Below are 25,976 nucleotides of genomic sequence, written 5' to 3'. Positions count from 1 at the left end.
CAAAGCGTCCGACGCGTCATACGCTCGCCCGCATGACGGACTCGCAGGACACCGGAACCAGCCCCTCCGCCACCGCAGCGCAGGACGCGCCCGCCGGCGGCAACCCCGTCGTCCGCGCCGCCGCCGGTACCCGTACCGCGGCCGACGTGGTCACCCCGCACCTGGCCGCCCGCCTCGCCCGCGGCGTGACCGGCAGCGGCCGCACCGCCAACCACACGCCGTTCACCGGCGAGAAGCTGGCGGACCTGCCCGAGTCCACCCCCGAGGACGTCGCCACCGCCTACGAACGCGCCCGCGCCGCCCAGCGCGCCTGGGCCGAAGTCCCCGTCCGGCAGCGCGCCGCCGTCCTGCTGCGCTTCCACGACCTCGTGCTGCGGCGCCAGGCCGAGGTGCTGGACCTGATCCAGCTGGAGACCGGCAAGGCCCGGCTGCACGCCCACGAGGAGATCCAGGCCGTCGCCGTCGCCGCCCGCCACTACGGCCGCAAGGCACCGGCGTACCTGCGGCCCCGGAGCCACACCGGCGTCGTGCCGACCCTCACCAAGGTCACCGAACTGCGCCGGCCGCGCGGCGTCGTGGGGCAGATCGCGCCCTGGAACTACCCCTTCGAGCTGTCCGTCGGCGACGCGCTGCCCGCCTTCGCCGCCGGCAACGCCGTCGTCATGAAGCCCGACACCGAGACCGCGCTGACCGCCCTGTGGGCCCGCGAGCAGCTCATCGAGGCCGGGCTGCCCCCGGAGGTCTGGCAGGTCGTCCTCGGCGACGGCCCGGTCGTCGGCCCCGAGGTCGTCAAGCACGCCGACTACGTCTCCTTCACCGGCTCCACCCGAACCGGACGCGAGGTCGCGCAGGGCGCCGCCGCCCGCCTGGTCGGCGTCTCCCTCGAACTCGGCGGCAAGAACGCCATGCTGGTGCTGCGCGACGCCGACGTGGACAAGGCCGCGGCGGGCGCCGTACGCGGCTGCTTCTCCTCGGCGGGCCAGCTCTGCATCTCCATAGAGCGCCTGTACGTCCACGCCTCCATAGCCGACGCCTTCGTGGAGCGTTTCGCCGCCCGCACGAAGGCGATGCGCCTGGGCAACGCCCTCGCCTACGGCGCCGACATGGGATCACTCGTCGGCGAGCGGCAGTTGGAGACCGTCACCCGGCACGTGGAAGAGGCCGTCGCCAAGGGCGCCAGGCTGGTCGCCGGCGGCCGCGCCCGCCCCGACATCGGTCCGCTGTTCTACGAGCCGACCATCCTCGACGGCGTCGAGCCCCCGATGGCCGTGTGCGAGGAGGAAACCTTCGGCCCGGTCGTCTCGATCTACCGCTTCAGCGACGAGGACGAGGCGATCGCCCGCGCCAACGCCACCGCGTACGGCCTGAACTCCAGCGTCTGGACCAAGGACGGCCGCCGCGGCCGCGCCGTCGCCGCGCGGCTGCGCACCGGCACGGTCAACGTCAACGAGGCGTACGCCGCCGGCTACGGCAGCGTCCAGTCCCCGATGGGCGGCATGGGCGACTCCGGGCTCGGCCGCCGCCACGGCTCCGAGGGCATCCTCAAGTACACCGAGGCGCAGACCGTCGCCCACCAGCGCCTCATGCCGCTCGCCCCGTCGTTCGGCATGGACGACGAGAAGTACGCGGCGTTCATGACCCGCAGCCTGCGCGCGATGAAGGCGTTCCGCCTCCGCTGAGACGCCTCCGCTCAGACGCCTCCACTGAGAGCACGGGCCCGCGAGAGCCCGCCCGAGAACAAGGGAGTGCCAGTGCCCCAGGACCACCCTGCCCAAAAACAGCGCGACACGCCCGAGGACGGGTACGACTACGACGTGCTCGTCATCGGATCGGGCTTCGGCGGCTCCGTCTCCGCGCTCCGCCTGACCGAGAAGGGCTACCGCGTCGGCGTCCTGGAGGCCGGGCGCCGCTTCACCCGCGCGACCCTGCCCAAGAACTCCTGGGACATCAAGAACTATCTGTGGGCGCCCGCCCTCGGCTGCTACGGCATCCAGCGCGTGCACCTGCTCGGCAACGTCATGGTCCTCGCGGGCGCCGGGGTCGGCGGCGGCTCCCTCAACTACGCCAACACCCTGTACGTGCCGCCGAAGCAGTTCTTCGAGGACCGGCAGTGGGGGCACATCACCGACTGGCAGGACGAGCTGCGGCCGTACTACGGGCAGGCGCAGCGGATGCTCGGCGTACGGCTCAACCCGACCACGACCCCCTCGGACGTCCACCTCAAGGCCGCCGCGGAGAAGATGGGCGTCGGCGACTCCTTCCACCTGGCACCGGTCGGCGTCTTCTTCGGAGACGGCAAGGACACCGACGGCACGGCGAAGGCCGCGCCCGGCACCGAGGTCCCGGACCCGTACTTCGGCGGCGCGGGCCCGGCCCGCAGCGCGTGCACCGAATGCGGCGAGTGCATGACCGGCTGCCGGCACGGCGCCAAGAACACCCTCACCGAGAACTACCTCTACCTCGCGGAGCGGGCCGGTGCCGTCATCCACCCGCTGACGTCCGTCGTCACCCTCACCGAGGACTCGCGCGGCGGCTTCGCCGTCGGCACGCTGCCCACCGACGACAAGCGCAAGGGCAAGGGCCGTACCTTCACGGCCCGGCGGGTGGTCGTCGCCGCCGGCACGTACGGCACCCAGACGCTCCTGCACCGCATGAAGGACAGCGGCCTGCTGCCCCGCGTCTCCGCCAGGCTGGGCGAGCTGACCCGCACCAACTCCGAGGCCCTGGTCGGCGCGCAGACCGACGACCGCCGCTACCGCAAGGCGCACGGCGCGCCGAAGGCCGACTTCACCCGCGGCGTCGCGATCACCTCGTCCATCCACCCGAACGCCAGCACCCACATCGAGCCGGTCCGCTACGGCAAGGGCTCCAACGCGATGGGCAGCCTGTCCATCCTCCAGGTCCCGGTCGCCACCCGCGCGCCCCGCGCCCTCGCCTGGGCGGCCAACTGCGTCCGCCACCCGCTGCTGCTCCTGCGCTCGCTGTCCAACCGCCGCTGGTCGGAGCGGACCATCATCGGGCTGGTCATGCAGTCCCTGGACAACTCCCTGACGACGTACCGCAAACCGGGCGGCCTCGGAAAGGGCCTGCTCACCGCCCGCCAGGGGCACGGCGCACCCAACCCGCAGCAGATACCGGAAGCCGCCGAGGCCGCCACCCTGCTCGCCCGGGAGATCAACGGGTTCGCGGGCAGCAACGTCGGCGAGCTGATGGGCACCCCGCTGACCGCGCACTTCCTGGGCGGCTGCCCGATCGGCGAGGACGCCGACCACGGTGTGATCGACCCGTACCACCGGCTCTACGGGCACCCCGGCATCTCGGTGGTCGACGGCTCGGCGGTCTCCGCCAACCTCGGCGTCAACCCGTCGCTGACCATCACCGCGCAGGCGGAACGGGCGATGGCGTTCTGGCCGAACAAGGGCGAGGACGACGCGCGCCCCGCGCCGGGCCGCCCGTACCAGCGGCTGACCGCGGTGGCGCCGCGTTCCCCGGCCGTCCCCGACGACGCGTTCGCGGCCCTGCGGCTGCCGCTGCTGCCCGTACCGGCCGTCCCGCGGAAGACCGGGGCCGCGGCCCCGGCGGAAAGCTGACGCGAGGGGTACGGGCCGCACCGCCGCGGATGCGGCCCGCTTGCCTCCGCCCGCGTGCTCAGGAGGCGCCGGCCCCCTTGCGGCGGCGTACGACGAACACCGCACCGGCACCGAGCGCGACCGCCGCCGCGCCGGACAGCGCGACGGCCGGCAGCGCGGAGGACGCGCCGGTCTCGGCGAGCTTCCCGGTGACCGGCAGCTGTGCCTGCTGCTTGGAACCGCCCTGCGGCGACGGCCGGTTCGGGCGCTTGCCGGGTTTGCCCTGGGCGTCCGGCACGTGGCCGGGCTTGCTGCTGCCGGCGGGCAGGATGTCGAAGGAGTAGTCGGTGGCGTCCGAGTAGCCGCATTCCAGGTCGGCGTTCAGGTACCAGCCCACGCTGACCGCGCCGCCGTAGCCGGCGGGCGTCTTGGCGTCGGCCTTGATCCGCAGCTTGGCGTCCGCGTACTCCCCGGGGCGCAGGCCGTCCGCGCCGGCGATCTGGGCGAAGTACCCGTCACCTTCCTCGGCGCCGGGCACCCGCTTCCACACACCCGCCCGCGCGTCGAACCATTCGAAGGCCAGGTGCCCGGAGATGTCGTCGGTGGTCTTGTTGTCCAGCGCGTACACCTGCGCGAACGCGTCGACGGATCTGATGTGCTTGCCGGAGACGTTGGTGGCCCGGAACGTGAAGCCCACCCAGCCGGAGCCGGCCACGATCTTGGTGGGCAGGCCGAGCAGCTGGGCCTTGACGGCCCGCTCGCTGGAGAAGTCCTCGCACGTCGGGCTCTCGGACGGCGTCTGGGGCAGCGTGGGTGTCGGCTCGGCCTTCCCGGCCTGCCGGCCGGCGCCGGGAGCGGCGGACGACGCCGTCGGCCCGGGAGTCGCGGTGCCGGAGGACTCCCCGTTCTGCGGCGCCGGACTGCTTTGGCCGGGCGCCGGGGAGGTCGCGGTCTGCGACGCGCCGGGCGTCGGCGTCGCGGTGGGTGTGGCCGCCGGGGCGCCGCCCGGCGGCTCGGCGGCGTACGCGGCGGGGGCCGCCAGCAGGGCGGCGGGGGCGAGGGCGGCCGTCGCGGTGACGGCGGCCAGGGCACGGCGGAGCTTCATCGTGAAGACCTCTCGGGGCCGAAGTGCCGTCGTGGCGGCACGAGTTCGTGAGGGCCGTCGCGGTGGGGCGCGGTAGGGCCGGGCGATTGCAGATACTGACCGGCCGTATCCGGAAAAGGTTGCGCGGCCCGGCGCGGACCACCGCAGTGACTCCCGTCACAGAGCGCCCGGGCGCGGCGGCGCGGCGAAGGGCCCCGGGACGCCGTCCGCGCGGGAACGCGGGCGGTCACGGGGCCCTTGGCGTTCGGCGCCGGCGTCAGGGCAGCGGCGGCACCGAGGGGCGGCGCCGGGGGGAGCGCCGCTGGCTCTCAAGTTGTCGGGGGCCGTGGGTGCCCCGGCGCCGGACGCGCCGCGTCCGGCGCGGTCTCTCCGACTCTCCGACCGGATGCGGTCGGTCCCAGGCGTCCCCGGGACCGACCGCCCCATCGGATGTGACCGGGCTGCTGTCCCCTGCTGACCGGTCACGGCGCCACAGCGAGGTCCCACGACGCGGACCGCTTCAACTCGGTCGGCGTCTCATCGCTGCGGCGGTTCCGCCCACGAGGCGGCGTCTACGCGTAGTCCTGCAGACCGCACCTGGCTGGCGTGGCATCCGGAACAACGAAGCCCGGCGGCGGCCGGTCACGGCGCCGTACGGGTGACACGGACTCGTGCCGCCCGCGGCTCAGATCCGGCCCCTGCACAGCTCCAGCAGCGTCATCGCGAGCGCGGTGCCGGGCCGCCCGAGCTGGCTCCTGTAGTGCTCCAGGACCTCCATTTCGCGTGCGAGGTTCACCCGCCGCCCGCCGGAGCCGATGCGCTCGCGCTGGATGACGGCCGACACCGCCATGCGTTCCTGTACGAGGCCGATGATCCGGCCGTCGAGATCGTCGATCCGCTGCCGGGCGTCCGTGATCACACCGGCCGCCGCCTCGGTACGCGCGCCCGTCTCGGGCTTCACCGTGGCCCTGCCCGTGGCCTTGGCCACAGGAATCGTCGCCGGGTCCGTGACCGCCTGGATACCGCTCATGTCCGTCACTCCTACGGATCATGACCCCGCAGCCGCCGTCCGTACCGCCTACGGCCCCGCCACCCGCAGAAAAACCGAGCGCCCCGGGCCTGTACCGGCCCGGGGCGCCTGGGAAGTCGCTCGTCAGATGATCAAGCAGCACGACCATGGCAGCCGGACGGGCCGGTGCCATAGGTAAAGACGAAGGTCAGCTGCTTGTACATGGCGCTCAGTATGAGCCCGTTAGAATCGAAAGTCCAACCCCTGCACCACCACCGCCGGAAGGCCGCCGAAGTGCCATCAGCGTCACCTGCTGCCGCCCCCGACGTCGTCCTGGTAGTCGACTTCGGCGCGCAGTACGCCCAGCTCATCGCCCGCCGCGTACGCGAAGCCCGGGTCTACAGCGAGATCGTCCCGTCCACCATGCCGGTGGCCGAGATGCTCGCCAAGAACCCCAAGGCGATCATTCTCTCCGGCGGCCCGTCGTCGGTCTACGCCGAGGACGCGCCCAGCCTGGACCGCTCCCTGTTCGAGGCCGGCGTCCCGGTCTTCGGCATGTGCTACGGCTTCCAGCTCATGGCCACCACCCTCGGCGGCACGGTCGACAACACCGGCGCCCGCGAGTACGGCCGTACCGACCTGCACGTCTCCAAGAACGCCTCCACCCTCTTCGAGGGCACCCCGGCCGAGCAGCCGGTGTGGATGTCGCACGGCGACGCCTGCTCCGCCGCGCCCGAGGGCTTCACCGTCACCGCGTCCACGGACATGGTGCCGGTCGCCGCCTTCGAGAACGACGAGAAGAAGCTGTACGGCGTGCAGTACCACCCCGAGGTGATGCACTCCACGCACGGCCAGCAGGTCCTGGAGCACTTCCTGTACCGGGGGGCGGGCATCGAGCCGGTGTGGACCACCACCAACGTCGTCGACGAGCAGGTCGCGGCCATCCGTGAGCAGGTCGGCAGCGCGCGGGCGATCTGCGGCCTGTCCGGCGGCGTGGACTCCGCGGTGGCCGCCGCCCTCGTCCAGAAGGCCATCGGCGACCAGCTGACCTGCGTGTACGTCGACCACGGCCTGATGCGCAAGGGCGAGACCGAGCAGGTCGAGAAGGACTTCGTGGCCGCCACCGGCGTCCAGCTCAAGGTCGTCGACGCCTCCGAGCGCTTCCTGGACGCGCTGGCCGGCGTCTCCGACCCGGAGGAGAAGCGCAAGATCATCGGCCGGGAGTTCATCCGGGTCTTCGAGCAGGCCCAGGCGGAGATCGTCGCCGAGTCCGGCGCGGCCGGCGAGCCCGTGAAGTTCCTGGTCCAGGGCACGCTCTACCCGGACATCGTGGAGTCCGGCGGCGGCACCGGCACCGCGAACATCAAGTCCCACCACAACGTCGGCGGCCTCCCCGAGGACCTGGAGTTCGAGCTCGTCGAGCCGCTCCGCCAGCTCTTCAAGGACGAGGTCCGCGCGGTCGGCGCCGAGCTGGGCCTGCCGGACGAGATCGTCCAGCGCCAGCCCTTCCCCGGCCCCGGCCTGGGCATCCGCATCGTCGGCGAGGTCACCCGCGAGCGCCTCGACCTCCTGCGCGAGGCCGACGCCATCGCCCGCGAGGAACTGACCGCGGCCGGCCTGGACCGCGAGATCTGGCAGTGCCCGGTGGTCCTCCTCGCCGACGTCCGCTCCGTCGGCGTCCAGGGCGACGGCCGCTCCTACGGCCACCCGATCGTGCTGCGCCCGGTCTCCTCCGAGGACGCGATGACCGCGGACTGGACCCGTATGCCGTACGACGTCCTGGCCCGCATCTCCACCCGCATCACCAACGAGGTGGCCGACGTCAACCGCGTCGTCCTCGACGTCACGAGCAAGCCCCCGGGCACCATCGAGTGGGAGTGACCCCCTCGTAGGTCCCCACCGCGGGTCAACGCCGCAGCCGTCGCTCATCAGTTTGAGCGGCGGCTGCGGCGTTTCTGGTGGGTAGGCTGGCCGTACGGCCCAGAATCCCGTCCATGGGAGGACTCATGACCGCTGAGACCACACACCACTGGCCCGTGCCCCCGCCGGACGGTTACACCGTGGACGACCTGCTGACCCTGCCCGACCTCCCGCCGCATACGGAGTTGCTCGACGGGAGCCTGGTTTTTGTGAGCCCACAGAGGTTTTTCCACAGCGTGGTGGTCGACTCGTTGGTCAGCGGGCTGCGCAGCACCGCACCGCCGGAACTGACGGTTGCGCGCGAGATGACCGTGTTGATCGACGAGCGCAACGGTCCCGAGCCGGACATCACGGTGGTGCGGGCCGCGGCGGTGCGCCACTCGGACCAGACGCACTTCCAGGTGCGGGACGTACTGCTCGCCGTTGAAGTGGTTTCTCCTGAATCCGAGGCGCGGGACCGCGACACCAAGCCGCACAAGTACGCGAACGCGGGCATTCCGTACTTCTGGCGGGTCGAAAAGGCCAGGCCGGGCGGTCACCCCGTGGTGCAGGTCTTCGACCTCGACAGGGAGGACCGGATCTACCGTTTGGCCGATACCTTCCGGGAGCGGCTGAAGCTCGGCACTCCCTTCGACATCGACATCGACCTGGCCGCGATCGCCCTTCCCTGAGCGTCGACGTGCGCCGACGAGGCTTCCGTGCTTCCCGCCGGCGCCGCCGTCACCGGAGCCAGAAGCGGGTCCGCTCCAGCCAGATGTCGAGCAGCTGCCGGTCGCCGAGGGTTTCGATGCCTCCGGCGACCGCGGGCCGGCCGTAGAGGAAGAGCACCAGGTCGGTGAGTGTGCCGCGGACGGCGACCGCGGCCTTCTCGTGGGCGTGGCGCCAGACGGGCGCGTCCCCGGTGAGGTCGACGAACCACTCCGCGGGCGCGTCGGTGGCGTGGAAGTGGAGGGTGCGGCCGGGGCCGAGCAGGGCGGGCGCGCCGGGCTGGTCCTCGGCGATCTCCTCGACCTCGTGGAATCCCATCCACTCGTCGAGGGCGTCGCGGGCGATCTCCTCGTCGAGGGCGTACGTCCCGCCGGCCGCCAGTACGGCGTCGGCCCGGTGGAGCGCCGTCTCGTGGGTCATCCGGCGGGCCCAGAACACCGGTGTGCCGCCGGGGGCCACGGTCCACACCGGCGTGCCGGGCCCGGCGGCCCGCAGGGCTTCCGAGAGGCGGGCGGCGCCCTCGGCGAGCCGGGCGTCCAGTTCGGCGGGGTCTTCGCCGGTGAGCCGGGGGGCGTCGTTGACCAGCTCGTCGGAGACGGGTTCGGTCGCCCGGGTCCGTACGATCGTGTCGACCCAGCGGTGGGCGCCGTTGAGGTGCCGGATCAGCTGCCCCAGGTTCCAGCCGGGGCAGGACGGCACGGTGGCGGCCGGGTCCACGCCTTTGACGGCGGACCTCAACAGGTCGGTCTGGTGGACGATTTCGGCGCAGTAGCGGTCGTAGCTCAGGGGGGTACCGGTCGTGGCGGACATGGCAGCACGGTACTGATTCGTCCCTGCGGGCAGAAACGAATTCCCGCCGGGGAAACCGCGTCGCGCCCCTGGCCACCTCCGCTACCGGCAGGTAGCTTCCGCTACGAGTCGTCCGTGCGAGGAGGAAGCCGCCATGCCCGAGCAGCCGCCGTCCGTTTCGCCGCCCGCGCCGGTGCCCACCGACCGGCTGCACTTCGCCATGCCGCCGCGGCACGCCACCGTCGAGGAGGAGCGGCGGTACCGCAAGGAACGGCTCGCCGCCGCGCTGCGGCTCTTCGGGCGGTTCGGGTTCGAGGAGGGCGTCGCGGGCCACATCACCGCCCGCGACCCGGAGTTCGCCGATTGCTTCTGGGTGAATCCGTTCGGCATGTCGTTCAAGCACATCACGGTCGGCGATCTGATCCTGGTGAACCACGAGGGGAAGGTCGTGGAGGGGCGCTACCACGTCAACCAGGCGGCCTTCGCGATCCATTCGCAGGTCCACCGGGCCCGCCCGGACGTCGTCGCCGCGGCGCACAGCCACTCGGTGTACGGGCGCGCCCTCTCCACCCTGGGGCAGCTGCTGCACCCGATCACGCAGGACGCGTGCGCCTTCTACGAGGACGTCGCACTGTTCGACGACTACACGGGCGTCGTGGTGGACGAGGAGGAGGGGCGGCGGATCGCGACGGCCCTCGGGCCGCACAAGGCCGTGATCCTGCGTAATCACGGCCTGTTGACGGTCGGCGACTCGGTGGACGCGGCGGCCTGGTGGTTCATTACGATGGAACGTTCCTGCCAGGTGCAGCTGACCGCGCGAGCGGCCGGCAAGCCCGTGCTGATCGACCACGCGAACGCCGTGCACACGCGCGAGCAGCTGGGCAACGACCTGGTCGCGTGGATCAACTACCAGCCGCTGTACCAGCAGATCACCCGCAGTGAACCGGACCTGCTCGGCTGACCGGCGCCGGCCGGGGCGGGCTTCCGGGGCCCGCGTCAACCCGCCGTACGCGCGTCACCGCCCGTACGGCCGGGCGTCCGGGGGCGCACGCCCGCCACGTACGGCACAATTCCCTCTCAGTACGGTGAAGTTGGCGGCGACCGGAGTCGGGGCGGAGCGGACGTGTCGGTGGAGACGGCGGGCGGTGTGACAGGGGTGTCCGGATCGCCCGGGACACCCGGGGCGACCGGAGGTGCTGGAGGGACCGGAGGGTTCCCGGCGACCGGGGCTTCCGGGGCCGGTGAGCTGGGCGGCGACGACGAGTGCACCTGCGGGAGGTGCCCGCGGGGTGCGCGCGAGGGGCATCGCAGGGCGGTCGCCGCGTTCGTGGCGCTGCGCGAGGAGTACGCCGCCGGCCGCGGCGTCCCGGCGGCGCTCGCCCATTCGGCCGGGGCGGCGCGGCAGTGGGTCTCGGACGAACTGGCGCTGTCGGCCCGCGCGGTCGCCGAGCGGGCCGCCGCCGAGGGCGCGGCCTGGCGGGACGCCGTGTGGCGGTACACGCTGCTGGTGCTGTGGGGCGGCGTCGGCGTCCTGGTGCTCGTGCAGGCCCTCACCGCGATCGGCACCGGCTGGACGGTGGCGCGTACGGCGGGCCTGGTTGCGGCCGTGGTCCTGGCGCTCGCGCTGACGGTCGCGGCGTGGCGGCACCGCGCGCGGGGCGGCGTGCTGGCGCCGCTGATCGGTGAGGACAACCGGCTGTCGACCTCGCGCACGGTCGCGGCGGGCTGGCTGCTGCCGGTGGCGTACACCGTCCTCGTGCAGGCCGTCCAACTGGCGGTGGCGGACGCGGACGGGCGCCGGGCCCTGATGGACGGCCTCGCACTGCCGCGCGGCGCCGGGCTGCTGACGGTGCTGGCGGTGACCTGCGCGGTGGCCGTCCTGGTGCGCCGCGTGGTGGCCGTACGCATCCAGGCCCGCCGGCTCCAGAAGGTGCGCGCCGAGCGGCCGCGCGCCGGCGACCTGCTGACGGACGACGCGGGGCGCGGCAGCCTCACCGACATCCAGTACCTGCTGCTGAACGTGGCGGCCGTGTCGTTCGCGCTGGTCAGGCTGGCCCGCGATCCCTCCAGGCTGCCGGACCTGCCGTGGTCCGGCACCGCCGTCGTCGTGATCGGGTCGCTCATGTACCTGGCGGGCAAGTACGCGGAGGGCGGTCGTCCGGTCGTCCTGTCGGTCGTGCGGGCCCGGGAGCCGGGCGATCTGGCCGCGCCCATCAGGACCGGCGACGACATCGAGATCCGCGGCGCCGGTTTCGTCCCGCCGGGCGCCGAGGACCCCGATCTGCTGGCGCGCACCGTCGTACGGATCGGCGCGGTGCACGTGCACGTGCCGCTGGTCCCGGTCGCCGGCGGCTTCGGCAACCCGACGGACGGCGTGCTGACCGTGCCCGTACCGGCGGACGTCGAGCCGGGCCGGGTGGAGGTCAGGGTCGTCACGGCGGCGGGCGTGGAGACGAACGCCTGCACGATCGACGTGCAGGACTGACGCGGGGCGCGCCGCGCGGAGATTCGGTCAGACGGCCCTGCGGGCTGAACACCGGGTACAAACACGTCCGTATCCCTTGTGGGACATGTGGTCGCGGGCACCTTCGTCCGCGTCCGGCGGCGACGGAGAGGCGGATGCCATGAGCCACGCGGATCGTGCGGTCGGTACCGGGCTGGGCGGGGCGGCCCGCGGCGGCGGCCCGCGGCGGACGATGGCGCAGTACGCGCTCCTGCCGCTGCGGATCTTCCTCGGCGTCACCTTCGTCTACGCCGGGCTGGACAAGCTGACCGACCCGGCCTTCTTCGCGTCCGGCGGCACCGGTTCGGTCGGCGAGCTGATGCGGCAGGTACGGGACACCTCCGCCGTGCCCCAACTGGTGGACCTCGCCCTGAAGAACCCGGCGGGATTCGGGTACGCCATCGCCGCCGGCGAACTGGCGGTCGGCATCGCCACGCTCCTCGGGTTGGTGGCCCGCCTCGCCGCGCTCGGCGGCGCGCTGATCTCGCTGAGCCTGTGGCTCACGGTGAGCTGGGCGGCCGAGCCGTACTACTACGGCAACGACCTGGCGTACCTGATGGCGTGGCTGCCGCTGGTACTGGCAGGTGCGCCGATGCTGTCCCTGGACGCGGTCCTCGCGGCACGGCGCAGCAGGCAGGGGCGGCAGCTGTTCGGATAGATCCGGAGACGGCCCGCCGGCCACGGGCCGCCCCCTCTCTTGTACGGCCCCGAGCCGATCGACGGCATGGCGGCACTCTTCCCGCCTCACGCGGACTGCCCCGGCCTGCGGCAGACCGACCCGGCCCATGTTCCTCGCTCCTTGATCAGCTGGGCGGCCGGTGGTCGCCGGCCGGCTCCACGGCCTCGTCGGCCGCTGTGATCGGGGACTGTACGGCGCGACGTCCGGCCCGTGCCGGTGCCGCCGTCAGTTCTGGGGTGTTCCGAGTGCGCGGACGAGGTGGGGGAGCGCGCGGCGGGCCAGCGGGGTGGGGTCGGTCTCGGCGGTGGGGTGGGTGACGCGCATGGCGGTGAGCCCCTCGTAGAGGGCCACGACCAGGCGGGCGAGGGCGGTGGAGGAGATGTCGGTGGTGTGCCCGGAGGAGGCGAGGCAGTGGTCCAGGACCTCGGCCAGACCGGCGTTGAGACGCTCCTCGTGCTCGGCCAGGGCCCGCGCGACCTCCGGGTGGCGCGCCGCGTGCAGCGTGAACTCCATGGAGACCAGGAACCAGGAACGCTCCTGCGCGTCGTGCGTCGCCAGGAGGTCGAAGACGCGCGCGACCGGGTCGGCGTCGTTCGTGAAGGACTCGACCTGGTGCCGTAGTTCGGCCAGGAGGCGGTCGGTGTGCGCGTCGTACAGGGCGAGGAACAGTTCTTCCTTGTCCCGGAAGTTGGAGTAGAAGGCGCCGCGGGTCAGCCCGGCCCGCTGGACGATGTCACTGATCGACGTGGCGTGGAAGCCGCGCTCGGCGAAGAGGGTGAGCGCGCTGCCGGTGAGCGCGGCGACGGTGGCCGGCCGGCGCTTGGTGGGTGACTTGGGCACGTACCGCTCCCTGCAGGTGATGGTTCCTCCCGAAGGGTACGTGCCCGCCCGTTCCGGGCCTTCCGTCAGCCCTGCTGCCGGTAGTCGTCGTAGAAGCCGGCACCGGTCTTGACGCCGAGGCGGTTCGCGTCCACGTACGTGTGCAGCAACTCACGGGGTCCTTCGGGCAGCCCGGGGCGTTCGGCGGCGTAGTGGTTCTCGATGTCCAGGACGACGTCCAGGCCGATGGCGTCCATCAGGCGGAACGGACCGGCCGAAGCACCCGTGTTGACCTGCCACATGCGGTCGATGTCCGCCGGGGTGGAAACGCCGTCGGCGACCACGGCGAGGCATTCCCGCTTCATGGCGGCCCAGACGCGGTTGAAGATGAAGCCGGTGCTCTCCCGGCGGGCCTCGAACGGGTGGATGCCGTAGTCGGGCAGCACCTTCAGCAGCAGTTCGACGGCGCCGGGGTCGGTGCGGCCGCAGGACATCACGTCGGCGGCGTTCTGCCGGGGCGGCATGTAGAAGTGCAGGTTCAGCAGGCGCTCGGGGGTGCGCACGCTGTCGACGAGGTGGCTCGTCGCGTAGGAGGAGGAGTTGCTGGCCAGGATGGCGTCCGGCTCGGCGAGCGCGTCCAGGTCCGCGAAGAGACGCTTCTTCAGGTCCAGGCGCTCCGGTACGGCCTCGATGACCAGCCAGGCGTCCGCGAGGGCGCGCGTCAGGTCGGTCGAGGCCTCGACGGTTCCGGGCCGGCCGCCGTCGATGGTCCGCACCACCTCGGGCAGTTCGCGGGCCACATAGGCGCAGGCCGCTTCGCCGGCTTCGGCGGCGGGGTCGTGGATGCGGACCAGGCCGCCGCGGGTGGCGAACATCAAGGCGATGCGGCGGCCGAGCGTGCCCGCGCCGACGACGGCGACCGGCCGGTCCTGGTGGTGGGAGGGAGGGGTGAAGCTCATGGCTGCTCTGCTGCTCCTGTCTCGTGGCCCCGCGGGGGCGGGTGCGGGGCCGGACGCGGGTGGATGTACCGCCCAACTTCTGGATACAGTGTGTATCCGATACACCTTGTATGCAACTGGAGGGGCGTCCGCCGCCCTAGCGACCCGAGGAGCAGCCCATGCGCGCCGACCAGGTGACCGCCGCGGTAACCACCCCCCTGACCGTCCCGCTCTATCCCCCGCGGCCCACCCGCTTCACGGGCCGCGAGTACTTCAACGTCGTCTACCGGACCGACCCGGACGCCCTGCGCGCGGTGGTCCCGGAGCCACTGGAGATCGACGAGCCCCTCGTGCGCTTCGAGGTCATGCGCATGGGCGAGGTGGACGGCTACGGTCCTTACACGGAGTGCGGCCAGGTCATCCCGGCCCGGTACGGAGCCGAGCACGGCGAGTACCTGCACGTCATGTACCTGGACTCCTTCGGCGCCACCGCAGCGGGCCGCGAACTGAGCGCCTACCCGAAGGTCGCGGGCGAGCCAGCACTGCGCCACGAGCGCGGCGCCCTCATCGGCACCCTCGACTACGGCAGCGAGCGCGTCGCCACCGCCACCATGGCCTACAAGTGGCAGCCGCTCGACCCGGAGGAGGCCCGCGCGCAGATCACCGTGCCCACCTTCGCCGTCAAGACGGTCCCCGGCTACGACTTCCGGCCCCGCGTCTGCGATCTGGTCCGCATGCGGATCACCGACATCACCGTGCGGGAGGCCTGGCGCGGCCCGGCCCGACTCCAGCTCTTCGAGCACGTCATGGCGCCGCTGGCCGACCTGCCCGTCCGCGAGGTCGTCGACGCCAGCCACATCCTGACCGACCTCACCCTCGCCCCCGCCGAGCCGGTCTTCGACTACCTCGCCGCTTGACCCTCGGCCTTGGACGGCGCCGCCCGGTGCCTGCGTACCGCGCTCCAGACGGCCGCCGTGATCCCCGACAGGCACAGGCCCGCCGGTACGGCCAGCACCGGTGCCGCGCCCGGCAGGTCCCACGCCCCGGCCGCTTCGAGTCCGTAGGCGCCGCCCACGCCCAGCGCGGTCAGGCCGGTGATCAGCCGGGCGGGCTCGAAGGGGTGGCGCTTCACTGCTGTCCTCCGGGGGCGGTCGTCGCGGGCGGGGCCGGGGTGGGGGCCGCCGACGGGGCGGCGCGCCGTACGTCCACCTGGCCCGCGCCGACCTCCAGGTCGAGGTCCAGTGTTCCGCGCGGCTTCTCGCCCGGCTTCAGGCCCTCGGCGGGCAGTGTGACGGTCTGCTCCTGGTCGGCCGAGAGGCGGAAGTCCTCGGACGTCTCGCCCGGCAGCCGTACGTCGCCGAGGCCGACGTCGATGTGCAGCCGCGCCGTGACGCCGGCCGGCACGACCACCTGGAGCTGCCCGGCACCGACCGAGGCCCGGGTGCTCACCGTCTGCCCGTTCTTGAACGGCACCTCGCTGAGGTCCAGTTCGCCGCGCCCCGCCCCGAGGTCGTAACGCGGCTGTACGGAGGCGGCGTCCAGCGGGAGCCACGTCTGGTCGCTCCAGTCGGCGGAGACGTTCTCGGGCAGTACCGCGGCGCCCGCCAGCAGCACGGACGTGAGGATCACCATGAAGACCGTGCCGCCGCCGGTCCGGCCGAACCAGGCGCTGACGACCAGCCCGAGGCCGAAGACCACGAGGGCGGCGGACAGCCCGGCGACCAGGACCGTGGACAGGCGGTGGTCGTTCGAGACGGCGCCGGCCACCGACAGGCCCGCGACCAGTGCCAGCAGAAACGTCCAGCCGCCGATCGAACGGCCCGTACGGCGGCTTCGGGCCGGCACCGAGGGCCGCCGCTCCCCGGGAACGGCCCACGCGGTCGCCCCCGCGCGCGTCCTGTGTGCGCCGTACCCCTCCCCGTACGCGGCCGGAGCGTCGCCGGGCCCCCACAGGTATCCCGTATGGGGCAGCCCCTCCTTGGAGAGCGGGTCGCGCCACCAGGACGGGCTGTTCCGCGTGGGCGGCGCCGTCGTCTCGGGCGGCGCGTCCGCGACGGCCTGCGCGGTCACCGGGTCGGCGGCCCCCGGCCCTTCCGTACCGGCGGCGCGGCGCTGCCGCGACCAGTACGCCGAGCCGCCCACCGCCAGCGCGAGCATGACGGTGAAGGTCAGCACGCCGCGGTTGGCCAGGGAGGTCAGGAAGAAGCCGCAGCCGACGAGCGCGAACAGCAGCGCGGTCAGCGCCGTGCCGTCGACCCGGCCGGACAGCAGCTTGCGGCCCTCGTTCTCGTCCTCGCCGTCCAGCGGGATCAGCAGCCAGGCGAAGCCGTACACGATCAGGCCGATGCCGCCGGAGGCCGCCAGCACGGCCAGCACGATCCGGAAGATCACCGGGTCCAGGTCCCAGTGCCGCCCCAGGCCCCCGCACACACCGGAGACCACCTTGTGCCGCCGGCTGCGGCGCAGGGGCGTCTGCGGCGCCGGGCGGCCCGCGGCGTCGGTGTCCGGTGGGGTGCCGGCGGGGGCAGCATCGTTCATGCGCCCATGGTGGCAAGCGGCACGGGCAGGCGGCATCGGTGGGAACCCTGGTTGGTCCCTGAGATCACCGAATGGGCGTCCGTTACCCATCGAGGACACGCCCTGTCCTCGATGAGAGGCAAGGTAGCGACACCCGGCATCCGGCGCCCGGCATTCGGCACCTGGTAGTCGGCATCCGGTCCAGCACGCGATCGAAAGCAGGGAAGCAACAGTGACGGTTCTCGACGCCCGAGCGCTCAACCGCGCGACGCTCGCCCGGCAGCTGCTTCTCGACCGCGCCGACGTACCGGTCCTCGACGCCGTCGCGCACCTGTGCGGCCTCCAGGCGCAGGAACCGCAGGAACCGTTCGTCGGGCTCTGGTCGCGGCTGCACGCGTTCGACCCGGCCACCCTCTCGGACCTGCTGACCGGACGGCGCGTGGTGCGCACCCACCTCATGCGCCGCACCGTCCACCTCCTCACCGCCGACGACGTCCTGGCCTGGCGCGCCCGCCACGACGCGATGCTGCGCCAACGGGTCCTCGCCACCTACCGCCGTGAGCTGGACGGAGTGGATCTCGACGAACTCGCCGCGGCGGGCCTGGCCGTCATGGCCGACGGCGAGCCCCGCTCGATGCCCGAGCTGGCGCGGGCGGTCGCCGGGCGCTGGCCGGGGCCGGGGCCGCGGCCGCTGGGGGAGATGCTGGTCGCCGCCCTGATCCCGATGGTGCAGCTGCCACCGCGCGGCCTCTGGCGTACGAAGGGCGGCGTACGCAACGTCCCGCTCGCCTCCTGGCTCGGCCGCGACATCGACCCGCCGGGCGCGAACGGTGCCGATGCGGCGGGTGAGGCGCTGGTACGCCGCTACCTGGCCGCCTTCGGCCCCGCCGCCTCGGCCGACCTGCGCGCCTGGTGCGGCCTCGCCGGGCTGCCGGCCGCGGTCGCCGCCGTACGCGACGAACTGGTCACCTTCCGCGACGAGCGGGGCCGCGAACTGCTGGACCTGCCCGACGCGCCGCGCCCCGACCCCGGCACGCCCGCGCCGGTGCGGTTCCTGCCGGCGTTCGACAACGCGATCCTCGGCTACCAGGACCGCGGCCGGATCATCGATGACGTCCACCGCGGCCTGTCGGTCGCCGGCGCGCGCGTCGTCCTGGTCGACGGCCGGGTCGCCGCGACCTGGACCGTCACGGACGGCACCGTGACGGTCACGCCACTGCGCCGCTTCTCCCGGGCGGAGCGCACCGGCGTGGCCGACGAGGCGCAGGCGCTGGCGTCGTTCCTCTCCGACCGCGAGAGCCAACGCGCGGAGATCGCCGCGCCGCCCGGCTGAGCGACGGGCACAGACCGGCACGAACGCGGCGCGCTTCGTGGCAAAGGCCGTGGGACGCGTCCGGCGGCCGCGCCCCGGCCCACCTCCGGCGGCCCTCGGACGACTATCGTTGCGCCGGACACCTGTACGGGGGGAACCGAAGGGGCGCGGCGCGGTGACGGAGGCGGCGGTGGACGACGGGCGGCTGGTCGCCGGGCGGTACCGCCTGGTCGAGGAGATAGGCCGGGGCGGTATGGGCACCGTCTGGCGGGCCCACGACGAGCTGCTCGGCCGGCAGGTCGCGGTCAAGCGGCTGCACGTCTCCCCGGAGCTGGACGCCGACGAGCTGGCCCGCCGCAACGAGCGCACCCGCCGCGAGGCCCAGGCCGCCGCCCGCATCAACCACCCCAACGTGGTCAGCGTCCACGACGTCGTGGACGATGCCGGGCTGCCGTGCATCGTCATGGAGTACGTGCCCTCGGTCACCCTCGGCGACGTCATCAAGGAGGCCACCGCGGCGGACGGCGCGGTGCCGCTGGGCGAGACGGCCCGGATCGGCCGCGGCATGATCGCCGCACTGCGCGCCGCGCACGCCGCCGGAGTCCTGCACCGCGACGTCAAGCCGGGAAACGTCCTGCTCGGCGAGGACGGCCGGGTCGTGCTCACCGACTTCGGCATCGCGGTCGCCACCGGCACGTCCACCCTCACCAAGACCGGCGAGCTGGTCGGTTCCATCGACTACCTCGCTCCCGAGCGGGTCAAGGGCGGTACGCCGGGTCCCGCCTCGGACCTGTGGGCGCTGGGCGCGACGCTCTACCAGGCGCTGGAGGGGCGGCCCCCGTTCCGCAAGCTGACGGCGGTCGAGACGGCGTACTCCATCGCCATGGACCCGCTGGACCCGCCGCGCAGCGCCGGCCCGCTGACCGCGCTGATCGAGGCACTGCTCGCGAAGGAACCCGCCGACCGTCCCACGGCCCAGGCCGTCGAGCAGGCGCTGCGCGCACCGGCCGCCGACCCGGACACGGCGTGGGTGAACCCGGCGGCGGCCCGCGCCCGCGCGGCGTCCGGCGAGGACGGCACGGAACACACGGGCCGTACGGACGACACGGACCCGACGGGCGGCACGAACCCGACGGGCGGCACGAACCCGACGGGCGTCACGTCGGCGACGGGCTTCGGACCCGCGACCGGCTACACGCCCGCGACCGGCCATACGTCCGCGACCGGTGGCACCACCGGAGCGGCCCGAGCGGACGGCGTGACCGCCCCGGTCCACCCCGCCCTGGCCTACCCGGCCACCGCTGCCCCCGCCACCGCCTCCACCCCCGCTGCCACCAAGAAGCGCGGCCGCGCGTTCGTGTGGAGCGCCGTCGCCGTGGTCGCCGTACTGGGCATCACGGGCGGCGCGCTGTACTCCGCCGGCCTCTGGCAGAACGACGGCGCCCAGGCGTCCGACGGCGCCCCGCAGACCCCCGAGACGTCGCCCACCACCCCGAAGCCCAAGCCCACCCCGCGGCCGGTCCCCAACGGGTACCACCGCGTCACGGAACCGGCGTCCGGCCTCCCCTTCCCGCTGCCGGACGGCTGGACCCGCACGGAGAAGCAGGGCGGCGGCGGCTCCAACTACCGCGACCCGGCGAACCCGCTGGTCAGCCTGCGTATCGAAGTCCTCGACTTCGCGAACACCGACGCCCTTCAGCACTGGAAGGACAACGAGAAGGCGGCCCTCAGGGAGGGCAGATTCCCCGGCTACCAGCAGCTGCGGATGCACCGCACGGCCTTCCGCGGGCAGCCGGCGGCGCTGTGGGAGTGGAAGTGGGCGGGGAGCGCGCGCGAGTACCGCGCCATCGACCTGGGGTTCGGCAAGCCCGGAGAGAAGGAGTACGCGGTCTACCTCTCCGCGCCGGCCGCCGAGTGGGAGAAGTACAAGAAGGTCTTCGACGCCGTCCAGGCGGGCATCCAGCTGCCCGAGGACCGGCAGCAGTAGAGGGCCGGCAGCAGTAGAGGACCGGCGGCAGTAAGGGACGTACCCGGCACGGAGCGCCCCGGGTACCAGGCGCCGGGTACCCGGGCCCTCCGTACCGGGCGCGCCGACTGTCAGGGGTGCCGTCAGGGTCGACCCTGATGCCACCGCCCCGCCTTACGTGTGACGATCGGTGTCATGACCACCGCTCCGTCCCGGCCCGAGGCGAGCTATGCCCCGGCGCCCGACCCCGACGACCCGCCCCTGCGCAAGCTCTACCGCAGTGCCGACGGCCGGTTGCTGGGCGGTGTGGCGCGCGGGCTGGCCGGGCATCTCGGGCTGCCGGTGTCCTGGGTGCGGGTCGTCTTCGTCGCGCTGTTCATGGCCGAGGGCATGGGCGCGCTGCTGTACGCCGCGTTCTGGTTCATCGTGCCGCTGGGCGTCGGGGGCGTGGACGCGGCCCGTGTGAACGTGAACGGGGCGGCCGGGCGCAAGCCGTCAGAGCGGGGCGGCGGCCGCCTGTCGGCCGTGCGCAAGGCCGACAAGGGGCAGGTCTTCGCGCTGTTCACGCTGCTCGCGGGCGCGGCCGTGGTGGCGTCCAGGTTCGAGCTGGGCCGCGCCAACGCCTATGTGTGGCCGGTCCTGCTGATCGGCGCGGGTGTCGCGCTCGTCTGGCGGCAGGCGGACAACGCGCGCCGCGCGCAGTGGCTGGAGATGGGCCGCCGCAAGGGCGTGCTGCCCGTGCTGCGCGGCGCGGCCGGTGTGGTGCTGGTCTGCGTCGGCGTGACCGGCATCTTCGTCCTCCAGGGCTCGGTCCGCCATCTCGGCGCGGTGCTCCAGGCCTCCATCGCCGTCGTGGTGGGCATCGCGCTGCTCGTGGGCCCCTATCTCGTGCGCATGATGCAGGACCTGTCCGAGGAACGGCTGATGCGCATCCGCGCGCAGGAACGCGCCGAAGTCGCCGCGCATGTCCACGACTCCGTCCTGCACACGCTCACCCTGATCCAGCGCAACGCGGAGGACCCCCGCGAGGTGGCGCGGCTCGCCCGCGCCCAGGAACGCGAACTGCGCGCCTGGCTCTACAAGCCGGAGGGCCGGGGCAAGGACGAGGCGCAGGAGCCGGACACTCTCGCCGAGGCGGTGCGCAAGGCCGCCGCCGAGGTCGAGGACCACCACGGCGTGCCCATCGAGGTCGTGGTCGTCGGCGACTGCCCGCTGGACGAGAAGCTGAGCGCGCAGTTGCAGGCCGCGCGCGAGGCCATGGTCAACGCGGCGAAGTACGGCGGCGAGGGCGGCGCCGTGCAGGTGTACGCCGAGGTCGAGGGCCGTACCGTCTTCGTCTCCGTACGCGACCGCGGCCCCGGCTTCGACCTCGACGCGGTCCCCGGCGACCGCATGGGCGTACGGGAGTCGATCATCGGCCGCATGCAGCGCAACGGTGGCACGGCCCGGCTGCGTTCCGCGCCGGACGGCGGCACCGAGGTCGAGCTGGAGATGGAACGCGTGCCTGAAGGCGGATGACGGATGATGAGAGACGAAAGCGGAGCCAACCCCAGCCCAAACACCCACACCCACACCAACGACGGACGGACGGACGAGATGAGCAGCGACGCCGCACAGGATGAGCCGACCGGCGGCCCCACCCGCACGGTACGGGTCGTCCTCGTCGACGACCACCGGATGTTCCGTACGGGCGTCCAGGCCGAGATCGGCCGCACCGACGAGACGGGCGTGGAGGTCGTCGGCGAGGCCGCCGACGTCGACCAGGCCGTCACGGTCATCACCGCGACCCGCCCCGAGGTCGTCCTGCTGGACGTGCACCTCCCGGGCGGCGGTGGCGTCGAGGTGCTGCGCCGCTCCGCCGCCATGATGGCCGACCCCGAACGTCCCGTGCGCTTCCTCGCGCTGTCCGTGTCGGACGCCGCCGAGGACGTCATCGGCGTCATCCGCGGCGGCGCCCGTGGCTACGTCACCAAGACGATCACCGGTAAGGACCTGGTCGACGCGGTCTTCCGGGTCTCCGACGGCGACGCGGTCTTCTCCCCGCGCCTGGCCGGCTTCGTCCTGGACGCCTTCGCCTCCACGGACGCCCCGCCGGTGGACGAGGACCTGGACCGCCTCACCCAGCGCGAGCGCGAGGTGCTGCGCCTGATCGCGCGCGGCTACGCGTACAAGGAGATCGCCAAGCAGCTGTTCATCTCCGTCAAGACGGTCGAGTCGCACGTCTCGGCGGTGCTGCGCAAGCTCCAGCTCTCCAACCGGCACGAGCTGACGCGGTGGGCTACGGCCCGGCGGTTGGTGTAACGCAGGCGGCTCCGGAAGCCGGCGCGCTCGTACTCGTAGGGCCGCCGCCCGCGTCGGCGCGCTCGTCCGGTCGCGGCACGCCCACGGCCGCGCACAGCGCCGCGCCCACCGTGAGGACGGCGATGGCCCAGCCGCGTACCTCCGGGTGGGTCAGCTGGGCGCACAGCGACAGGGGGCCGATAAAAGAGCGCGCTAAACCCCTGAACGAGCGGGCGAAACCCCGCGCGCGGGCGGGGCTTGCCGGTGAACTCGTCAGCGCAGCACGGTCATCGCCTGCTCGACCGCGTCATTGATCCGCCGCTCGTCACCCGTCTTGCCGATGACCCGCAGCCCCTGGACGAACGTGACCAGGAAACGGGCCTGCGCCCGCACATCCGCCTCTTCCGCCAGCTCGCCTTGCGCCTTGGCCCGGATCAGCATCCAAGAAAACGGCCAGCTTGAGCTCGAACCACACGACCTTCCCGATGCCGTACGGACGCGGGTACGCCCCCCACTCGTCCGCCAGCGCCGCGACCAACGCCAGCCCACGCCCGCCCTCGTCGTCAACGCCCGCCACCCGGGGCTCGGGCATCGCGGAACCGGCATCCGCCACCTCCACGCGAAGCCGTCCCGCGTACAGCAGGCACCGCACCCTGACGTAACGCCCGCGCGGAACGCGCGCGTGGACACAGGCATTGGCCGTCAGTTCGTTGAGGACGAGCACGGCCGTGTCCGTCACATCGGCTTGCAGCTGCCACACCTCCGCCAGTTCACGCAGGTACTTGCGGGCCCGCTGTGCGCTCCGGGGATGGCGCGGCAGCCACCATTCGTTCTGAAGGGGGGAATTTCCGTCGTTCACGGCACTGAGCATGTCGGCGCGGGCGTACCGTCAGCAGCCGCGACAAGGGTACGCACCCGGCTGTACCGGTCGTGCCGACGAAAGGGGGGCACGGTGACGAACGAACCATCCCAACCGCCGATGGCATGGCGCTACTGCGGAAACCAACTCAAGTTGTGGCGCACGTATGCGGGGATTTCCCGCGAGGCCCTCGCCGAGGAAGCGAATTACGACGCCGAGTACGTAAAGTCCATGGAACAGGGCCGCCGACGTCCGACCCTGCGCGTGCTCCAGGTTGCGGATCAGATGTGCGGGGCACATGGGATGTTGGAGGCGGCGCAGGATTATTTGAGGCCGGAGAAGTACCCGGAGCGCAGCAGTGAGTACATGGCCCTTGAGCGCGATGCGATCGCGCTGAACTGGTATGAAACCCTTTACATTCCGGGCTTGTTGCAGACCGAGGAGCACGCGCGCGAGCTGATGAGTCACGCGTTCCCTCCGGTGGACGACGAGGTTGTGGAGACGCGTCTCAGTTTTCGGCTTCAACGCCAGCAGCGGCTTGAGGCCGAGTCAACCGTACTGTTCAGCTTCGTGATCTACGAGGCCGCATTGCGCACGATGGTAGGAGGCGCCGAGATGATGAAGCGGCAACTTGACCGCCTGCTGGAGTGCCAGAGACTGCGCAACGTATCGATCCAGATCCTGCCGGCCGACCGCGCTCCCTACCAGGCGCTCGATGGGCCGGTCGTGTTGCTCGAAACTGCCGCGCACGAGACATACGCATATTCGGCAGGCCAGGGCGTCAGCACGCTGCAATCGGAGGCGAGCAACGTAAGTGAACTGGCCCACCTGTACGGCATGATTCGCATGCAAGCGCTGGACGTTGAGGACAGCGACGCGTACATCCGAAAGGTGGCGAAGGACCTGTGAGTGCTACGAGCGCGTGGATGAAGTCCAGCTACAGCTCTCCGGGCGGCGACGCATGCGTGGAGATAGCCATTCGCCCCCAGGCCATCCACGTCCGCGACTCCAAGAACGCGGCCGGGCCCCGACTCACCATCACCCCGCACGCATGGGCGGCCTTCATAGCCTTCGCCGCCTTCGGGGGCTGAGCCCCGAGCTCCGGGGGGCGGGCCCCGAGCCCCTCCTCTAAGGAACGGGCGGGATGGAACAACCCACCCACCCTCCCAACCCCGCACGCACCAGCGCGCATCACTTCCCGTGACCGGCTTGCCACCGACCGTCGTCACCCTCTACCGTCGCGACTGCAAGCCCACACAACACACAAAACAACCCCGGCTGGTGCTACCAACACCGAACCGGGGTCTGACCTCCAAGATCGAAAGCAGCGATCTCGTGGCTGACACCCAACCTACTACGGTGCCCTGCGCGCCCGTAGCTCCCCACCCCCGCGCCGCCTCCGGCTACGGAAAACGCTCCGCCCCGGACCAGGACCGCCCCCGGCCGGACGCCTTCTCCCACCTCCCGGAACGCGAAGCGTTCCTCGCCGCCTTCATCGACCGGCTGCCCGACGGCGCCGCGATGGACGTCAAAACGCTCGCCGCCGCCCAGCCCCGCTACGGCCAGCAAGCCGTACGCTCCGCGCTCACCCACCTCTCCACCGCAGGCCACCTGCGCCGCGTCCAGGAGACCGTCGGCAACGGCCGCTCCCAGTGGGTGTACCGCACGTACTTCACCCGCACCGCCCGCGACGACACCTGGTGGCACCGCTTCTTGACAGGCGCCACATCCCCACAGGTTCAACCGGACGAGCGACCGCAACCCGCCCGCCCCGTGGCCCACGCCAACCCCCGCCCGGCCCCACCGGCCCCCTCACCGGCGTACGCGGCCCTCGCCGCCCTCGGCACCGCCGACCCGCGCATGATCCTCTCCGCCGCCGAATGCGCCGCGCTCGAAGGCCTGGCCGCCGAATGGCTGGCGCGCGGCGCAACGAGCGCATACCTCGTGACAGCCCTCACCGCCGGCCTGCCACCCGAGGTCCACTCCCCAGGCGCCCTGGCCCGCACCCGCCTAACCGCCAAACTCCCACCCACACCGCCGTCGACGCCCACTCCCACCCCCACCCGCATCATGGAATGCACCGAGTGCGGCGTACCGGGCCGCCCCGAAGCCCTCCCCGGCGGCCTCTGCCGCCCCTGCCGAGGCGACTCCCCACCCCCGAACCAGCCCGCCGCCCACCTCCAAGCCCAACGAACCCACCACTACGCCGCCCTATGCCGCGTCCGCGAATAACAAACGCACCCGGCTCCAGGGACCGCGCTGGTCTGGACCGGGGTGGCGTTGCCGTGGCGTTGCCCTGGTTCTTCCGGGGCCAGATGCGGAAGCGGCTGCCGTCTTTCAGGTCCAGCCGGATCGAGCCGTAGGGATTGGGGTTGGATTCGCCGTTGTTGACGAAGTCGATCCAGAAGTCGACGTGTGCCTTGGCCGGCGTGAAGCCCGGCGCGGGCGTGGAGGCGGCGAACTCGGTCCCCTTCAGGCCGGGCCACATGTCGGCGATGCTGCGGCTCGGGCCGGTGCCCATTTAACGGGCATGAAGAAAGCTCTGCCCTCACCACCGCACCTACCCAGGCCCGGCCGGCCGCACCGGCTACTCCCGCCAGTGGGATGACCGCTATCTGTCACCCTCAAGGTCTTCGAGGCTGCCCCGATCCTGGGCGCGACCGCGTCTTCGGCATCCTCCACTGTCGACTCGGACGGCCTCCGTTGCCTTCTCGTGCGGCCTCGCCCCCAACCGAAAAAGCCCCCGCGCGTGAACACGCGCGGGGGCTTTGTCAGGCGCAAGCCGTTAGAAGATGCCGACGATGGCCGTGGTCCAGGACCCGTCGCCGATCTTCACGGGGTCGCCGTGGACCGTCCGGCCGCCCGGGTAGAAGCGCAGGATTCCGGAGCCGTTGTTGCCGCCGGGCAGGGTGGCCCAGAAGTCCGGTGTCTCCTGGCCCGCGGTGGGCACGAACTGGCGGTAGCCCTTGCCCGTGTCGACGACCTTGCCCTGGGCGTTGCCGGCGGACGCGAGGGCGGGGACCC

The 25,976-nt window shown here is 72.5% G+C and carries 24 protein-coding genes and 1 pseudogene; 15 read left to right on the top strand and 10 right to left on the bottom strand.

Annotation, left to right across the window (positions count from 1 at the left end; translation table 11 throughout):
• The first annotated feature begins 32 nt into the window (after window positions 1-32).
• Window positions 33-1,679 carry a succinic semialdehyde dehydrogenase gene (locus tag ACH4K4_RS33315; protein ID WP_398172628.1) on the top strand — a complete coding sequence of 549 codons (1,647 nt, stop codon included), beginning with the start codon at window positions 33-35 and terminating at the stop codon, window positions 1,677-1,679.
• A 72-nt stretch (window positions 1,680-1,751) separates the two neighbouring features.
• Window positions 1,752-3,590 (top strand): GMC family oxidoreductase N-terminal domain-containing protein, encoded by a 1,839-nt coding sequence (locus ACH4K4_RS33310; RefSeq protein WP_398172626.1) that lies wholly within the window; start codon window positions 1,752-1,754, stop codon window positions 3,588-3,590.
• Between the two features lie 58 nt (window positions 3,591-3,648).
• Here the strand turns inward: ACH4K4_RS33310 and ACH4K4_RS33305 are convergent, their stop codons facing one another.
• On the bottom strand, window positions 3,649-4,674 hold the full coding sequence (locus tag ACH4K4_RS33305) for an LAETG motif-containing sortase-dependent surface protein (protein ID WP_398172624.1): 1,026 nt from the start codon (window positions 4,672-4,674) through the stop codon (window positions 3,649-3,651).
• Window positions 4,675-5,338: 664 nt separating this feature from the next.
• Window positions 5,339-5,683: a chorismate mutase gene (locus ACH4K4_RS33300; RefSeq protein WP_398172622.1), complete on the bottom strand. Its 345-nt coding sequence runs from the start codon at window positions 5,681-5,683 to the stop codon at window positions 5,339-5,341.
• 273 nt (window positions 5,684-5,956) lie between these two features.
• Between ACH4K4_RS33300 and guaA the strand changes: the two genes are divergently transcribed.
• Both guaA and ACH4K4_RS33290 read left to right on the top strand, forming a co-directional pair.
• Window positions 5,957-7,543, top strand: a complete 1,587-nt coding sequence (gene guaA / locus ACH4K4_RS33295; protein WP_398172620.1) for a glutamine-hydrolyzing GMP synthase — start codon at window positions 5,957-5,959, stop codon at window positions 7,541-7,543.
• 125 nt (window positions 7,544-7,668) lie between these two features.
• A complete protein-coding gene (locus ACH4K4_RS33290; RefSeq protein WP_398172618.1) occupies window positions 7,669-8,253 on the top strand; it encodes a Uma2 family endonuclease in 585 nt (194 codons plus the stop codon).
• Window positions 8,254-8,302: 49 nt separating this feature from the next.
• Here the strand turns inward: ACH4K4_RS33290 and ACH4K4_RS33285 are convergent, their stop codons facing one another.
• The gene (locus tag ACH4K4_RS33285) at window positions 8,303-9,100 is read right to left on the bottom strand and encodes a maleylpyruvate isomerase family mycothiol-dependent enzyme (protein ID WP_398172616.1); all 798 of its coding nucleotides are present in this window, start codon (window positions 9,098-9,100) and stop codon (window positions 8,303-8,305) included.
• 133 nt (window positions 9,101-9,233) lie between these two features.
• Between ACH4K4_RS33285 and ACH4K4_RS33280 the strand changes: the two genes are divergently transcribed.
• The 3 genes from ACH4K4_RS33280 to ACH4K4_RS33270 all read left to right on the top strand — a co-directional run bounded on the left by ACH4K4_RS33280 (window position 9,234) and on the right by ACH4K4_RS33270 (window position 12,240).
• Complete coding sequence (locus tag ACH4K4_RS33280) at window positions 9,234-10,040, top strand: class II aldolase/adducin family protein (RefSeq protein ID WP_398172614.1); 807 nt, start codon at window positions 9,234-9,236, stop codon at window positions 10,038-10,040.
• Between the two features lie 285 nt (window positions 10,041-10,325).
• Entirely contained in the window at window positions 10,326-11,564 is a 1,239-nt protein-coding gene (locus ACH4K4_RS33275; protein WP_398172737.1) for a hypothetical protein, read from the top strand.
• Between the two features lie 139 nt (window positions 11,565-11,703).
• A complete protein-coding gene (locus ACH4K4_RS33270) occupies window positions 11,704-12,240 on the top strand; it encodes a DoxX family protein (RefSeq protein ID WP_398172612.1) in 537 nt (178 codons plus the stop codon).
• A 246-nt stretch (window positions 12,241-12,486) separates the two neighbouring features.
• Here ACH4K4_RS33270 and ACH4K4_RS33265 read toward each other — a convergent pair whose 3' ends face one another.
• Together ACH4K4_RS33265 and ACH4K4_RS33260 are read right to left on the bottom strand one after the other, a co-directional pair.
• A complete protein-coding gene (locus ACH4K4_RS33265) occupies window positions 12,487-13,101 on the bottom strand; it encodes a TetR/AcrR family transcriptional regulator (protein ID WP_398172610.1) in 615 nt (204 codons plus the stop codon).
• A gap of 65 nt (window positions 13,102-13,166) precedes the next feature.
• A complete protein-coding gene (locus ACH4K4_RS33260) occupies window positions 13,167-14,039 on the bottom strand; it encodes a 3-hydroxyacyl-CoA dehydrogenase family protein (protein ID WP_398172608.1) in 873 nt (290 codons plus the stop codon).
• Between the two features lie 158 nt (window positions 14,040-14,197).
• Between ACH4K4_RS33260 and ACH4K4_RS33255 the strand changes: the two genes are divergently transcribed.
• Entirely contained in the window at window positions 14,198-14,935 is a 738-nt protein-coding gene (locus tag ACH4K4_RS33255) for an acetoacetate decarboxylase (protein ID WP_398172606.1), read from the top strand.
• On the opposite strand, the gene ACH4K4_RS33250 is transcribed toward ACH4K4_RS33255, so the two are convergent.
• Together ACH4K4_RS33250 and ACH4K4_RS33245 are read right to left on the bottom strand one after the other, a co-directional pair.
• Window positions 14,920-15,150, bottom strand: coding sequence for a hypothetical protein (locus tag ACH4K4_RS33250; RefSeq protein WP_398172604.1), 231 nt, complete (start codon window positions 15,148-15,150; stop codon window positions 14,920-14,922). The genes ACH4K4_RS33255 and ACH4K4_RS33250 overlap by 16 nt on opposite strands.
• Window positions 15,147-16,556, bottom strand: coding sequence for a PspC domain-containing protein (locus tag ACH4K4_RS33245; protein WP_398172602.1), 1,410 nt, complete (start codon window positions 16,554-16,556; stop codon window positions 15,147-15,149). Before ACH4K4_RS33245 ends, ACH4K4_RS33250 begins: the two co-directional genes overlap by 4 nt.
• Window positions 16,557-16,767: 211 nt before the next feature.
• Between ACH4K4_RS33245 and ACH4K4_RS33240 the strand changes: the two genes are divergently transcribed.
• From ACH4K4_RS33240 to ACH4K4_RS33225, 4 genes are all read left to right on the top strand, one after another.
• Window positions 16,768-17,868, top strand: a complete 1,101-nt coding sequence (locus tag ACH4K4_RS33240) for a winged helix DNA-binding domain-containing protein (protein WP_398172600.1) — start codon at window positions 16,768-16,770, stop codon at window positions 17,866-17,868.
• A 154-nt stretch (window positions 17,869-18,022) separates the two neighbouring features.
• Window positions 18,023-19,834 (top strand): serine/threonine-protein kinase, encoded by a 1,812-nt coding sequence (locus ACH4K4_RS33235; RefSeq protein WP_398172598.1) that lies wholly within the window; start codon window positions 18,023-18,025, stop codon window positions 19,832-19,834.
• 174 nt (window positions 19,835-20,008) lie between these two features.
• Entirely contained in the window at window positions 20,009-21,331 is a 1,323-nt protein-coding gene (locus ACH4K4_RS33230) for a PspC domain-containing protein (RefSeq protein WP_398172596.1), read from the top strand.
• A 78-nt stretch (window positions 21,332-21,409) separates the two neighbouring features.
• Window positions 21,410-22,114: a LuxR C-terminal-related transcriptional regulator gene (locus ACH4K4_RS33225; RefSeq protein ID WP_398172594.1), complete on the top strand. Its 705-nt coding sequence runs from the start codon at window positions 21,410-21,412 to the stop codon at window positions 22,112-22,114.
• A 252-nt stretch (window positions 22,115-22,366) separates the two neighbouring features.
• On the opposite strand, the gene ACH4K4_RS33220 is transcribed toward ACH4K4_RS33225, so the two are convergent.
• Both ACH4K4_RS33220 and ACH4K4_RS33215 read right to left on the bottom strand, forming a co-directional pair.
• The gene (locus ACH4K4_RS33220) at window positions 22,367-22,534 is read right to left on the bottom strand and encodes a hypothetical protein (protein WP_398172743.1); all 168 of its coding nucleotides are present in this window, start codon (window positions 22,532-22,534) and stop codon (window positions 22,367-22,369) included.
• Between the two features lie 22 nt (window positions 22,535-22,556).
• Window positions 22,557-22,964: pseudogene (locus tag ACH4K4_RS33215) on the bottom strand (ATP-binding protein); the annotation flags it as partial.
• Window positions 22,965-23,072: 108 nt separating this feature from the next.
• Here ACH4K4_RS33215 and ACH4K4_RS33210 point away from each other — a divergent pair.
• The 3 genes from ACH4K4_RS33210 to ACH4K4_RS33200 all read left to right on the top strand — a co-directional run bounded on the left by ACH4K4_RS33210 (window position 23,073) and on the right by ACH4K4_RS33200 (window position 25,184).
• Window positions 23,073-23,861: a helix-turn-helix domain-containing protein gene (locus tag ACH4K4_RS33210; RefSeq protein ID WP_398172735.1), complete on the top strand. Its 789-nt coding sequence runs from the start codon at window positions 23,073-23,075 to the stop codon at window positions 23,859-23,861.
• Complete coding sequence (locus ACH4K4_RS33205) at window positions 23,858-24,043, top strand: DUF397 domain-containing protein (RefSeq protein WP_398172592.1); 186 nt, start codon at window positions 23,858-23,860, stop codon at window positions 24,041-24,043. The genes ACH4K4_RS33210 and ACH4K4_RS33205 overlap by 4 nt, the downstream gene beginning before the upstream one ends.
• 244 nt (window positions 24,044-24,287) lie before the next feature.
• Window positions 24,288-25,184 (top strand): hypothetical protein, encoded by an 897-nt coding sequence (locus ACH4K4_RS33200; protein ID WP_398172590.1) that lies wholly within the window; start codon window positions 24,288-24,290, stop codon window positions 25,182-25,184.
• Window positions 25,185-25,737: 553 nt separating this feature from the next.
• Here ACH4K4_RS33200 and ACH4K4_RS33195 read toward each other — a convergent pair.
• The coding region (locus tag ACH4K4_RS33195) for a hypothetical protein (RefSeq protein WP_398172588.1) at window positions 25,738-25,976 on the bottom strand (239 nt) is incomplete at its 5' end.

Origin of the sequence: Streptomyces sp. NPDC017529 (genome assembly GCF_044329785.1) — a bacterium.
Classification (GTDB): Bacteria; Actinomycetota; Actinomycetes; order Streptomycetales; family Streptomycetaceae; genus Streptomyces.
Note: the sequence above shows the minus strand (reverse complement) of the source record. Positions and strands in the feature narration are given on the sequence as shown.